This window comes from Rhodococcus zopfii NBRC 100606 = JCM 9919, from assembly GCF_001895025.1.
GTDB classification, from domain to species: Bacteria; Actinomycetota; Actinomycetes; order Mycobacteriales; family Mycobacteriaceae; genus Rhodococcus; species Rhodococcus zopfii.
On the sequence record NZ_BCXI01000015.1, the window covers coordinates 11,667 to 23,905 of the forward strand.

General features: G+C 67.1%; 16 protein-coding genes and 1 pseudogene. 7 read left to right on the plus strand and 10 right to left on the minus strand.

The features are described from left to right. Positions 1-39 precede the first annotated feature (39 nt). From RZ1_RS10985 to RZ1_RS10995, 3 genes are all read right to left on the minus strand, one after another. Positions 40-1,365, minus strand: coding sequence for a phosphoribosyltransferase family protein (locus RZ1_RS10985; protein WP_218020456.1), 1,326 nt, complete (start codon positions 1,363-1,365; stop codon positions 40-42). Positions 1,366-1,558: 193 nt separating this feature from the next. Then, on the minus strand, positions 1,559-3,166 hold the full coding sequence (locus RZ1_RS10990; protein ID WP_072811777.1) for an AMP-binding protein: 1,608 nt from the start codon (positions 3,164-3,166) through the stop codon (positions 1,559-1,561). 356 nt (positions 3,167-3,522) lie between these two features. Next, the gene (locus tag RZ1_RS10995) at positions 3,523-3,744 is read right to left on the minus strand and encodes a hypothetical protein (protein ID WP_072811779.1); all 222 of its coding nucleotides are present in this window, start codon (positions 3,742-3,744) and stop codon (positions 3,523-3,525) included. A gap of 262 nt (positions 3,745-4,006) precedes the next feature. Between RZ1_RS10995 and RZ1_RS11000 the strand changes: the two genes are divergently transcribed. Continuing rightward, positions 4,007-4,654, plus strand: a complete 648-nt coding sequence (locus RZ1_RS11000; RefSeq protein ID WP_072811781.1) for a hypothetical protein — start codon at positions 4,007-4,009, stop codon at positions 4,652-4,654. Positions 4,655-4,745: 91 nt separating this feature from the next. Here RZ1_RS11000 and RZ1_RS30485 read toward each other — a convergent pair whose 3' ends face one another. Both RZ1_RS30485 and RZ1_RS11005 read right to left on the minus strand, forming a co-directional pair. Further along, on the minus strand, positions 4,746-4,892 hold the full coding sequence (locus RZ1_RS30485; RefSeq protein ID WP_169917905.1) for a hypothetical protein: 147 nt from the start codon (positions 4,890-4,892) through the stop codon (positions 4,746-4,748). 295 nt (positions 4,893-5,187) lie between these two features. Next, positions 5,188-5,796, minus strand: coding sequence for a CGNR zinc finger domain-containing protein (locus RZ1_RS11005; RefSeq protein WP_072811783.1), 609 nt, complete (start codon positions 5,794-5,796; stop codon positions 5,188-5,190). A gap of 173 nt (positions 5,797-5,969) precedes the next feature. On the opposite strand from RZ1_RS11005, the gene RZ1_RS11010 reads away from it, so the two are divergent. Then, positions 5,970-6,389 carry an SRPBCC family protein gene (locus tag RZ1_RS11010; RefSeq protein WP_072811785.1) on the plus strand — a complete coding sequence of 140 codons (420 nt, stop codon included), beginning with the start codon at positions 5,970-5,972 and terminating at the stop codon, positions 6,387-6,389. A 413-nt stretch (positions 6,390-6,802) separates the two neighbouring features. On the opposite strand, the gene RZ1_RS11015 is transcribed toward RZ1_RS11010, so the two are convergent. The 3 genes from RZ1_RS11015 to RZ1_RS11025 all read right to left on the minus strand — a co-directional run bounded on the left by RZ1_RS11015 (position 6,803) and on the right by RZ1_RS11025 (position 8,196). Next, positions 6,803-7,288: an SRPBCC family protein gene (locus tag RZ1_RS11015; RefSeq protein ID WP_072811787.1), complete on the minus strand. Its 486-nt coding sequence runs from the start codon at positions 7,286-7,288 to the stop codon at positions 6,803-6,805. 3 nt (positions 7,289-7,291) lie between these two features. After that, entirely contained in the window at positions 7,292-7,633 is a 342-nt protein-coding gene (locus tag RZ1_RS11020) for an ArsR/SmtB family transcription factor (protein ID WP_072811789.1), read from the minus strand. Positions 7,634-7,734: 101 nt separating this feature from the next. Then, entirely contained in the window at positions 7,735-8,196 is a 462-nt protein-coding gene (locus RZ1_RS11025) for a PPOX class F420-dependent oxidoreductase (RefSeq protein ID WP_072811791.1), read from the minus strand. Positions 8,197-8,392: 196 nt separating this feature from the next. Here RZ1_RS11025 and RZ1_RS30490 point away from each other — a divergent pair, with 196 nt between their 5' ends. The 3 genes from RZ1_RS30490 (at position 8,393) to RZ1_RS11035 (ending at position 10,042) form a co-directional block, all read left to right on the plus strand. Continuing rightward, positions 8,393-8,539, plus strand: coding sequence for a hypothetical protein (locus tag RZ1_RS30490; protein ID WP_169917907.1), 147 nt, complete (start codon positions 8,393-8,395; stop codon positions 8,537-8,539). A 268-nt stretch (positions 8,540-8,807) separates the two neighbouring features. After that, a complete protein-coding gene (locus tag RZ1_RS11030; protein ID WP_072811793.1) occupies positions 8,808-9,785 on the plus strand; it encodes a trypsin-like serine peptidase in 978 nt (325 codons plus the stop codon). Continuing rightward, entirely contained in the window at positions 9,782-10,042 is a 261-nt protein-coding gene (locus RZ1_RS11035) for a peptidase associated/transthyretin-like domain-containing protein (RefSeq protein ID WP_139281810.1), read from the plus strand. The genes RZ1_RS11030 and RZ1_RS11035 overlap by 4 nt, the downstream gene beginning before the upstream one ends. A 44-nt stretch (positions 10,043-10,086) precedes the next feature. Here RZ1_RS11035 and RZ1_RS11040 read toward each other — a convergent pair. Next, positions 10,087-10,609: pseudogene (locus RZ1_RS11040) on the minus strand (serine hydrolase); the annotation flags it as partial. A 90-nt stretch (positions 10,610-10,699) separates the two neighbouring features. On the opposite strand from RZ1_RS11040, the gene RZ1_RS11045 reads away from it, so the two are divergent. Next, positions 10,700-11,470, plus strand: coding sequence for a thioesterase family protein (locus RZ1_RS11045; protein ID WP_072812044.1), 771 nt, complete (start codon positions 10,700-10,702; stop codon positions 11,468-11,470). A 43-nt stretch (positions 11,471-11,513) separates the two neighbouring features. Beyond that, on the plus strand, positions 11,514-11,939 hold the full coding sequence (locus RZ1_RS11050; RefSeq protein WP_072811797.1) for an acyl-CoA thioesterase family protein: 426 nt from the start codon (positions 11,514-11,516) through the stop codon (positions 11,937-11,939). 37 nt (positions 11,940-11,976) lie between these two features. Here the strand turns inward: RZ1_RS11050 and RZ1_RS11055 are convergent, their stop codons facing one another. Further along, positions 11,977-12,183: a hypothetical protein gene (locus tag RZ1_RS11055; protein ID WP_218020457.1), complete on the minus strand. Its 207-nt coding sequence runs from the start codon at positions 12,181-12,183 to the stop codon at positions 11,977-11,979. Between the last annotated feature and the right edge of the window lie 56 nt (positions 12,184-12,239).

Sequence of the window (12,239 nt, forward strand, 5' to 3'; positions counted from 1 at the left end):
CGGGCACGAATCCACACAGAACGAACTGGGCCGGGCCGGCTACGCGCTGCTGGGTGATCCGGCGAGGTGGGTGGTGAACCAGTCACAGGCCAGTGAGGCGACTTCGTCGAGCGCCCCGGGTTCTTCGAAGAGGTGGGTTGCTCCTTCGACGATCGTGAGTTCGCGTTCGCACCGAAGTCGGGTCAGCGCGTGACGGTTGAGCGCGATGACGGCCTCGTCCCGTCCGCCGACGATGAGCAGCGTCGGACAGGTGACCTGGTCGAGCCTGTCGGCGGCGAGGTCGGGACGTCCTCCGCGTGAAACGACGGCGAACGGCCCTGCGGCAGGGTCGGCGGCCGCCCACAGCGCGGCGCCGCCGCCGGTGCTCGCGCCGAAATAGCCGATCTGCGCGGCAGCCGCCTCGGGTCGGCGACGCAGCCATTCGGTGACATCGACGAGTCGGCGTGCAAGCAGTGCGATGTCGAAGACGCAGCGTCGATCGGTTTCTTCGTGCGGCGTGAGCAGGTCGAGCAACAGCGTGCCGATTCCGGCATCGTTCAGCGTGCGCGCGACGAACCGGTTCCGCGGGCTGAACCGGCTGCTGCCGCTGCCGTGCACGAACACCACGATCGCGGCCGATTCGGCCGGCAAGGCGAGGTGTCCGGGCAGCCGGGCGTCCTCGGTCTGTATGACGACATCTTCGTCGACGGCGTGCGGCGGATTTCCGGCGGGCGTCACGGGCACCGGGACCCGATCGGGGTTGACGCGTTGGAGTAATTCCGTGACCTCGGTATCCGTGATCTGCGGAAAGTGGCGATACCACTGGCCGACGGCGTTGAACTGCGCCGGTGAGGACAGGCACACCACATCGTCGGCGATCCGGGACAGGTCCGTAACCGCGTCGGGGGGTGCTACCGGTACGGCGAGCACGATCCGGGCTGCGCCACGCGCCTTCACCACCTGGCACGCCGCCTTGGCGGTCGATCCGGTCGCCACACCGTCGTCGACCACAATGACCGTCTTCCCGGTGAACGACAACGCCGGAGATGTCGATCGGAACCGGTGCACGCGCCGGTTCAGCTCGGTGCTTTCGACACTCACGGTGGCGGCGAGTTCCGCGGGGGTGACCGCGGCCGCGTCGATCACCGACGGGTCGAGCACCTGCACATCGCCTTCTCCGATTGCGCCCATGGCCAGCTCGCGCTGAAACGGCACGCCGAGTTTGCGGACGACGATGACGTCCAGCGGGGCACCGAGCGCCCGCGCGACCTCCCACGCGACGGGCACACCGCCGCGCGGCAGGCCCACGACGACGACATCCGGACCGTGCAGGTCACGCAGTGCCGTCGCGAGTCGGATTCCCGCATCGGTCCTGTCTACGAACATCACCCTCGCCTCCCGGCGTACCGCGGTGCGGCCGTAATGTCACTGTTCCGGTTTCACCAACCATCGTTCGCCTCGACCGCCGGGTGACGCCAGGGCCGGAATACCCCGATGTGACCGGCCCGGACGACGCGTCCGGCGATCGGTACCCCGCCGACGAGATCTCCGACGCGGATCCCCCGAGAAGGCCCCTTCCCTACTGCGCCGCCCGAGCGGTGGCCCACCGGTAGTCCGCCTTGCCGGCCGGGGTGCGCTTCACTTCGTCGACGAAAACGACCGAACGCGGTATCTTATACCCCGCCAACGACTTTCGGCAGTGTTCCTGGACGGCCTCCGGCGTCAGCTCGCCCGCGTCCGGATAGGTGGCGATGACGGCGGCGACGGCCTGGCCCATGCGCTCGTCCGGTACCGGCACGACGAGGGCGTCCGCGACGGCCGGGTGGGCATGGAGTGTGGCCTCGACCTCTTCGGCGAAGACCTTCTCGCCGCCGGTGTTGATGCACTGGGAGCCGCGTCCGAGGAAGACGATGGTGCCGTCGGCCTCCACGCGACCCATGTCGCCGAGGATCGACAAGCGGGTGCCGTCGGCGCGGGTCGGGAACGTCCGGGCCGTCTTCTCCTCGTCCTTGTAGTAGCCGAGCGGAACGTTGCCGATCCGTGCGATGTAGCCGACGTCGTCGGAGCCCGGCGGAATCTCCTCGAGGCGTTCGTCGACGAGAACCATATTGGGTGACGGCGCCATCCGCAGGCTCCCGGCTTCGTCGACGGTGAACGCGCCGTCGTTGCCGGATTCGGAGGCGCCGAAGTTGTCGCGCAGCAACAGATCCGGCTTCACCGCGAGCATCCGGTCGCGCACACTCGTCGACCAGATCGCGCCGCCCGAGGCGATCGAGAACAGCGAGCTGAAGTCGATCTCCCCCTTCCGGCGTTCCATCTCGTCGACCAACGGCAATCCCATGCCGTCCCCGACGATGAGGATCACCTGCACCCTGTCCTTCTCGATGGCCTCGACGACCTTCTCGGGATCGAAGTCCCGCCTCAGAACGACTCGGGCACCGAGCGTGAAGAAGGTGAACAGCGAGTACAGAGCGGCGCCGTGCATGAGGGGTGCAGCAATGAGGAACGCCAGGCCCGGAAACTCCTTCGCCCCCGCCGCCACCTCGGCGAGATCCTTCCGCGGCTCGGTGCCGTACGGGTTGCCTCCGGAGAGCGGCTTGCGGAAGAAGTCGTCGTGCCGCCACATGACGCCCTTCGGGTATCCCGTGGTACCACCCGTGTAGAGCAGATAGAGGTCGTCTCCCGAGCGCGCCGGGAACTCCGCTCCGGCCGGCAGATCGTGCGCGTCGGCGAAGGAGATCACGGAGACGGATCGGTGTTCGGCGGCCTCCCGGAGTTCGTCCGTCGTCTCGCCGACGACGAAGACCGATCGGATCAGCGGACAGCTGTCGAGCAGCGACGCGAGCACCCGCTGATGTTCGGGAAGTTCGACGACCACCGCCACCGAATCGGAGTTGGTGAAGATGTACTCGAGTTCGGTGGGTGTGTACCGGTAGTTGACGTTGATCGGCACGGCGCGGATCTTGATGAGGCCGAGGATGCTCGTGACGTGCTCGACGCTGTTCTTCAGGAACAGCGACACGTGATCGCCCACGGAGATCCCTTCACGGGCGAAGAGCTGCGCCGCGCGGTTTGCCTCGGCTTCCAGTTGCGCGTACGTGAGGTCCAGATCTTCGTAGGTGAGCGCGATGCGATCCGGCACCGAGGCGGCGACCGTCTCGAAAACATCCGCGAGGTTGAACTGCATCGTGATTCCCCTCCTGCAACCGTCCGAGTCCGTTTCGTCGGTCTTCTCTGACCCCGAATCTAGAACACGTTGCATCTGCAGTGGAAGGGTTCGCGCCGATTGCCACCCGTCTTCCCGCCGCGGGTACCGAACCGGGGGATGATCGGACACACCGCCCGAGTTCGTACCAGCTCGATCCGACCCACCCGCCCGCTCGCTTCGGAGTGCTTCATCCGGGTCTGCACGGGCGGAGGCGCCGATAGCCCGCGGACTCCAACATCCGGACAGGCCCCGGAAGGCGCACCCGACGCATACCGGAATCCGTCCAGATGTTGGAATCCACTGTCACCGCGCTGCCGGGGTGACAGCACCGGCACTCACGGCGCCACCAAGATGGCCGCCCAGCTGCCGTAGGCGTTCTGGCAATCGTATGTGTTGCCGGGAAGGCCGTTGTTCATGATCCACTGGGCACAATCCCATTCGCTGGTCAGTCCGGTCTTCAGCGGAATTCGCGTTTCTGCCGCAGCGGTCCCGGCCGCTCCGGCCACGATGGCCGTGGTACCGGCCGCCACGATCAGCGATGCGATCAGTTTCTTCATCCGAGTTCTCCTCACAGTGTGTGTTCCTCGACGAAGAGCGCACCGGTGTGTGCTCTTCACGGATCAGAGTCCAGGGGTTCGCACAATGTTCCGGAGGGTCGAAAGTTCTCCCGGAGTTGACATTTCGTACTGCGGAGAGCTTGTAGAGCCGCCGCCCGGAATTCACCCGGCGACATCGGGAACATTTCGCCCTCCCCGAGTCTCGAACCTTCGGAACGACCCGTTCCTCCGATCTCACCCGGAACGTAAGGAAGGAACCGACATGACCGCTCCCGCAGAGGGCACCGACCAGACCGCACAATCCACCGGCACCGCGGCCCCGGCCGTCCCCGGGACCGCACCCGACGCGGTCGATGCCGGTCGAGCCCCGCAACCGACCGGTTCCGCCCCCGCCGCGACCCCGGACCCGACCAGCACCGCATCAGGTCTCGGCATCGACGTCGGCGCCATGATCAACGACCCGAACCAATCGGTCGACCTGTCCATCGACGTGGTCGGCGGCGGCGTCGATGTGGACACCGGCGTCGCGGTGGGTGCCGGTGTCGACGTGTCGGTCAGCGCGCCCGGTGGCGTGCCCCAGGTCAGCGTCGGCGGCGGTGGTCAAGTCGCGGTGGGCGGCCAGTTCGATGCGTACGGCAGCTACGACGACATCGACGTGACCACCGATGCCGACGCCGGCACGGTCGACGCCGAGATCGAATCCGTCGACGCATCGGCGGCCGGATACGGCGGCGTTCAGGCGGGCGCCGAGTTCGGAATCGATCTCTCCGCAAGCCCCGTCGACGGCGGCGTCCCCGGTATCGGTGTCAGCGGTGAAGTCGGGTTCGAGACCCAGAGCGGACTCGACCTCGACGCGGACTACAGCAACTTCGACCTGCACAGCGAAACCGGCTACGACACCGGCTGGTGAACACCACGTCGCAGGATTTCGCTTCAGGCCCTTTGCATTCGCTCGGCACCCGGTCGCCCCCACAGACATCGAAATCAGCCGAACCCTGGAACTACCGCTCGCTGAGCACGATCAACGTCTCGCTGAGCAGGTCACGCACCTGGTTCTGCGAGGGGGCCTCGCGGTCCACCCACTCCCGGACCGCCGCCTTCACCATCCCGCCGTAGGCGCGAAAGGTGGCCGGTGCGGTGGCACACACGCCCCCGGAGCCCCTCGTCGGCAAGACGTTGCACGCCGCCTACTACTCGATGATCGAGGGCTTCGGTCTGGTCGGATTCGTGAACAACAACTTTCGCTATCCCTGCGAACACTTGGGCCGATATCGGTTGCGCCGCCGGGTACGTGACCCCGAACTGTGGGATCGCGGAGATGGAGCCTGTCTCAGTGAAACGCACGGCCCGGGCGCGGCGTCAAAACCTGCATCGACACGGTCGACGACGCGACGGCGGAAGCCGACCGGCGTTGCGAACCCGCAAGCAGCGATCGCCCCTCCGTCACGACACGACCCTGCCTGATTCGATCGTCGAACGGCGTTGGTGAGTACGGGCTTTCACGCGGTTGCCGCACAGTTCCATCGAGCACCACGTGCGGCGCCGGTTCCGGGAGTGGTCGTAGTAGGCCCAGCGGCAACTCGGTTCCCGGCAGGCCTTGAGGCGGCTCCAAGTGTCGTCCGCGACCGCCTCGGCGACCACGATCAGCAGCCGGGTCAGTGCAGCGTCGATCGGGTCACCGGAGGCCGGAATCAGCTGTGGCGGTCGACCGGTGACGTCGAGCGCCATCGGCAGGGACGGCGCGAGTTCGGCGAGGATCGCAGCGGCTTCGGGGTCCAGACCATCCGGGCGGGGGCTGGCGACCGGCTCGGCGTTGTTGCCGGCGATCAGAGCCCGCAACCCTTCCCGGATGTGTCCGGCTCGATCCCGTTGCCGCGCAGTGGCGGACGCGGCGGCAGTCACCAGGTCGTGCGCGTGGAACCAGCCGACGAGCTGCGCGGGGGTGGCAATGTCGTCCCGATCGACCCGGCGCGTGTTGACGAACTCTTCGATCCAGCGGAGTCGTCCGGGTGCAGTTCCGACGGGATCGTTGTCCGGGCGAGGTTCCACCATGACCCCATCCTAACCGCCTATTGACGATGACCGGGTACATAACTAACGTAGCCCTTATACCGGTTAGCCACGAAGCAAGATCGAAATAGCCCCCCCGGCAATCCGGCCCGTGCCACCGCCGAGGGCAACCGGTTCTGCGTCGTGTCCCGGTGACACGAGAGGAGGCCATCGACATGGCTTCGGTAACCAGAGAGATCACGATCGCGGCCGATGCGGACCGCGCCTGGCAGGTTCTCGGCGACTTCACCGACGGACCGGTCAGGATGGCTCCCGGCTTCGTGCTCGACAGCGTCCTGAGCGAACCCGGAGTCAGGACGGTGACGTTCGCCGACGGAACGGTCCTGCGGGAACGCGAGATCACCGTGGACGGCCGCGGCAGACGACTGGTCTACGCAATCGTCGGCGGCACCGCGCCACCGGAACACGACAACGCGTCGATCCAGGTTTCCCCGCTCACCGACGGGCGCTGCACCGTCACCTGGACACACGACGTGCTCCCCGCCGAATTCGCACCCGCCTGGGGCCGCAACATGGAACTCGTTCTCGACCTGTTCCAGAAGACACTGGAAGGCGCACAAGGCATCTCGATCTGAGCGCAACGACGCTACCGGTCCGGAAGAGGAGGACCCGGCCGGCAACCCGGGCACGGGTTCGACGTCGGGGTCGATCCGGCATCACTGAAGGGAGTATTCCGCAGGGCCGAAGCGAAGGTCGCCACCCCGCACAGGGCGCGGGACGACAGAACCGGTAGCACGCCGGATGCCGGTGAAAACAGCCCGCAGAAATCCACATCGCCTCGTACACGCAGTGCCGGGTCCGCCGAATCGAGATGGTGACGCAGGAGTGGGCCATTGGTCGGCAGCTCGGAGGAGTTGACGTTCATCGGCACCGCGCTGCGGCGGCGCGACACAGCAAGTGGAGTAGTGCCGGCCGGGGGTTCCCGTGAGCACCGCCGCACGGCCGGCTCACCCCGAAGTAGGGGGGGCGACCCGGCCGCGGCGCGAGATCAGGAGCCGATCAGCTCGTCGATCTGGTTGATCGCCGACGACGCGCCCTCGATCACACCCATGTCGAGTACCGTCTGGAGCGCCTCGGCGGAGGCAAAGGTGCTCACATAGGTTGCCCGCGTGCCACCTTCGTGTTCGGTGAAGGCGTAGGCGTTCTCGGAGACCGGGAGTTCCGGATTCGGATTGAAATCCAGATCGGCGAACCCATCGACGAAGGTGAAGCTCGTCGGTTCGTCGACCGTCTTGATCTGCCAGTATCCGGCGTGCTTGTCGCCTTCCGGTCCCGTCATGAAGTAGGTGACGCGGCCGCCGGGGGTGAGGTCGTGGTCGACCACGGTCGCCGGGTAGGTCGGCGGGCCCCACACCTTCTCCAGCTGGCGCGGGTCGGCGTAGACCTGCCAGATGCGCGCGACCGGTGCGGCGAAATCGGCTGTGATGGTCAGGGTTCGGGAATCGAGATCGTGCTGAACGTCGGTGACAGGCATTTCTCAGCCCTCCTTGGTCGAGTCGGATGCGATGAGTTCGTCGATGCGCGCGATGCGACCGCGCCAAACCTGCTCGAGTTCGGTGAGCATGGATGCCACCGACCGCACCGCCGCCACGTCGCCACTGGCCAACTGTTCCCGGCCGCTGCGACGCTTGGTCAGCAGGCCGGACTTCTCCAATACCGCGACGTGCTTCTGGACAGCGGCGAAGCTCATGTCGTAGTTCGCCGCGAGCGCGGAGACCGAGTGCTCTCCGGCCAGCACCCTGCGCAGGATGTCGCGTCGGGTCCGGTCGGACAGCGCGTGGAACAGGGCATCGGCCCGGTCCTCGTCGTCTCCGCTCACAGGACCAATATACAACCAAATGGTTGTACGTCGTCAACCCCCTCGGATCGTTCTGTGTGGATTTACGTCCGCCAGGCGAACACAAATCCACACAGAACGAATCAGAATTCGAGTTCGGGCGGGAACCCGCCGGTCGCGATCGGACCCCAGCTCTCGATGTGGACGCGGATCAACGACTTGTCCTGCCGCGCCATCGCTTCGCGGTACTCGGCCCAATCGGGATGCTCCCCCGAGATGCAGCGGTAGTACTCGACGAGGCCGTCCAGCGCGTCCGGCATGTCCAGGACTTCGGCGCGCCCGCCCACCTGCACGTACGCGTCGTTCCAGTCGTCGGACAGGACACACAGCGTCACGCGCGGATTTCGCCGCGCGTTGCGGGCCTTGGCCCGCGCCGGGTAGGTGGACACCACGATGCGGCCGCCGGAGTCGACGCCACAGGTCACGGGCGACATCTGCGGAGTGCCGTCCGCGCGGACCGTGGCGAGGACCGCCCGATGTCGCGGCCGCAGGAATTCCAGTAACGCATCACGATCGACCTTGTCGGCGGTGGCGATACGAGGCATGGCGAACCCTTCCGATCGGAACCGTGCGGATCGAGGAAACGCTACCTCCCCTCAGTGCCTCCCCGACGGACCTCGAGCAGGTTGAGGCGATTCTGGCGCGGCAGGGCTACGAACCCCGGACCGGCAGGGACAGCATCCGGCTGGTGAACTGCCCGTTCCATCGTTTGGCCACCGAGCACCGGTCCTGGTGTGCTCGATGAACCTTGCGCTGATCGAAGGGCTCCTCGGTGGTCTCGATGCCGGCGACCTCGCCGCGACACTCGCCCCCGAACCGGGATTCTGCTGCGTGACCGTCGATCGAACAGCCGCCGCACCGATCCGGTGCGGCGACTCGCCGCGGTAACCGGGCGAACCCCTGCTTCCAGGCGAACCAGCAGCCACCCCGGCAGGACGCGGTCCCACCGTCCGGCCTCGCGACGGCCCGATACCCACTCGGTCCTGGTGAGCTGACAACCGCCACTCCGGGTGCAGCATGTCCCCTGGGCCCGTGAACGGCACGAATTCGCGTAGTCGGCTACGCGTGTGTCATCGACCGCCCGGTCGCATCCTCGAACTGTCCCACCCTGCCGTACCGCAGTTCGCCGCGGTGCCCGACATTCAGGAAGACTACGATGACCGCAACCCTCCCCGCCGTCCACAACGGCGCAGTCACCACCGCCGATCCGTCGGCGGAAACCTCACCGGCATCACACACGCTCCCCGAATCCGCTCTCGCACAATCCCCGCCGTCCTCGGGTCCGCCCGGCGCACTCGCCGACATCACCGGGTCCGGCGCGGAATCGCTCGCCGGTTACTCGGGAACACCCGCCGCTCCCGGCAGCGGCCTGCAGGAACTGTTGCGGATGAATCCGCCGGACGCCGCCGAAGCGACGTGGGGCCCCGCGCCTGCCGGACAACCGGCCCTCGAATCCGTCATACTTCCCGACGATCGCGTCCAGATCGGCGACACGACGATCTACCCGTGGCGTGTCCACTCGTACCTGCTCATCGAGCTGACCAACGGCACGTGGGCGAGCGGCACCGGCTTTTTCATCGGTCCGCACACCGTCATCACCGCCGGGCACTGCGTGTTCGTGCGCGGCACCGGTCCCGGTTCCGGCTGGGTGCGTTCGGTGACGGTGATGCCCGGCCGCAACGGTTCGTCGCTGCCGTTCGGTTCCGTCGCAGTGAGCGGCGGGGGCCTGCGGTCGGTGCAGGGCTGGACGCAGAACGGCGACTCGAACTGGGACATCGGTGCACTCATCCTTCCGACGAATCTCGGCGAGCAAACCGGCTGGCTGGGATTCGGCGCCTACGACGACAACACCCTCATGTCGTCGATCGCCAACATCGCCGGCTATCCGGCCGACAAGCCGACCGGCACTCAGTGGTATCACTCACGGAGGTTGTCATCGGTTGCTGCGCAGCGGATCTCCTACGAGGTCGACACGTACGGCGGTCAGAGCGGCAGCGCTGTGTATCGACTTGTGAACGGTCAACGGCATGCCTTCGGGATCCACACCAACGGCGTCTCACCGGGAGTGCCGGTGAACTCCGGTGTCCGGATCACCGGTCCGGTCTTCGACCGCTTGAAGGCGTGGAAGGCGTGATCCGAGGCATCGTCCGCTGCGGAAGCACCCCGGTCCCGTTCGCCCGCGTCGTCGTGGTGACGGGTCCGGGGCCGATGCCGGAGATCGCGATTCTGTCGGGGCCCGACGGCAGCTTCACCGTCGGCACGCCCTATCCCGGACGGTACCTACTGGCGGTCCACGCCGACGAGCATCGGCCCGCCCGGATCGACGTGACCCTGGCCGAGGTGTCCTCGGTCGCCGACGTTGTCGCCGTCCTCGAACCCCTCCCCACCTGAAAGATATGTCGCACCGGCACTTCCGGTCGGAACGGCGCTAAACGTCATCGGGTCGAACCGGGCATCGGTGTCGGTGACGGCACGAGCGACAGTCCCGCGTAGATCTCGTCGAGAACCGTCGACAGCAGGGCATTCGCGGTGGTCTCCCCTTCCGGCGACAGGGTCAGGTTCGTCCAGATCACCAGCATCACATCATTTTCCGGGTCGCACCCATGAACGAATTGAAGCCAGGCAGCTCCCCTCCGTGGGAGTACATCGCGGCATTCGGCCCGAATCGCCGATAGCTGATGCCGTACCCGTACTGCTGCCCGTCGGGCATGTCCGGGTTCTCGCCTTGCAGACTGCCGAGCCATTGCTGCCGATATCCGGGATCGAAAGACCCCGCCGGAAACCAGTGCCCTGATCCAGGTGGCCACGTCGCCTGCCGTGGCGATCGCTCCGCCGGCTGCGGTCGAAGAGGACGAGTTCTGGTTCGTGTAGTCGAGCGGCTGAAGTGTCCCGTTCCGAGCGGCGGCCTGCATGGCGGCGGGAATTCGGTTCGTCGACCAGTGCGTAGGCCGACCCGCCGCGCCGCTCAGGCTCGAGGGGCCGGTCGGGGTGAATCGCGGGAACCGACGGAGCCGTGCTTGCATGGAGCAAACGCAGGAGGAGCCGCCGATGAGTTATTTCGAACGAACCGGACCGAACACGTACCGGGCCACGCATCATGTCGGCGGCGCGTGGGCAACGAACGAACAGCACATCGCACCGGCACTGGGCCTGATGACGCACGCCGTCGAACTCGACCGCGACGACCGCCGCGACGACCGGCTCGCCGTCGGCCGGCTCTCCTACGACATTCTCGGCACGATCCCCATCGACGAGGTCGAGGTGCGGGTGGCGGTGCTACGTCCCGGACGCACCATCGAACTCGTCGAGGCAGTCCTCGCGCACGACGACCGCGCCGCCGTGCGCCTGCGCGCCTGGCTGATGCAGACCCGCCCGACCGCCGTACTCGAGGGAACATCGCTCGCGCGGATCGCCCCGCCCGAGGAGATGGAGGAGTGGGATCCGACGTCGGTGTGGCCCGGGGGTTTCATCGAGTCCGCGCAGGTCCGCCGCCGTCAGATGGAGCCGGGCCGGGCGTCGTACTGGGTGCGCACCCCGCTCCCGCTGGTCGCCGGCGAGGACGTCAGCGCGGTCGCCGGAGCCGCGGGCCTGCTCGACATCGCCAACGGCATGACGGTGCGCGCCCATCCGAAAGACATCGCGTTCCCGAACGTCGACCTGACCGCGCACTTCTTCGCCGAGCCGCGCGGCGAGTGGCTCGGGTTCGACACCACGGTCTCGTTCGGGGCGACCGGTCTCGGTCTGACGAGCAGCGTCATCCACGACGTCCACGGCCCGATCGGCACCGCCTCGCAGGTCCTCACCGTGCGCCCGTCCTGACCTGCCCGGACCGGGATCCCCCACGCTGGGTACTGTCCGAAGCATGCCTCGCGTCGCCGTCACCCTGCAGAACAACGCGCCCCGGGACGCGCCGGACCACATCCGCCGGCACGTGCCGCACTACTGCGCGCTCGAGACGGCGACACGAGTGTGGAACCGCGTGATGGCCGACGCGCTCGACGGGACCTTCGATCCGATCACGGACATCGCCGTCGTCAACGTGAACAGCAACTTCTCCAGCGAACTGTTCACCGAGGAGGCCATGGTCGTCGTCGAGGTGGCGAAGATCGGCACCACCTCGGTGACGCTGGGGGTGGGGATCGAACAGGGCGGGATTCGCGCGGCGGACATGTCGGTGACACTCGTGCAGGTCGGTGACGGTCGCACCGTCTCACGGCCGTGGTCGCCGGAGCAGATCGCGTCGCTCGAGGCGCTGCGCAGTCCCGCCGCGCTCGCCGACCAGGCGTGAGGGAAAGGCGAAGTGCGCGAACCGAAGTGAACCCAGGTCAGGACAGACCGTCCCGGAAACCCTGACGCCACGACGGATAACGCAACTCCCAGCCGAGCTCGCGCTTGGCCTTGGCGTTGGAGAACCCCCGCCCCTCGGTCATCATCGTCACCGCCACCTCCCCCGCCAGCAGCCCTCTCGCCACGAGGCGCGGCACCAGCCGCTGCCCGAGCACCCCGGATCCGCCTGCCACGAAGACCCGCATGACCATCACCTTCTCGAATCGGATTCGTCTTCGTGGAGGTGACGTTTCGGCTCGGC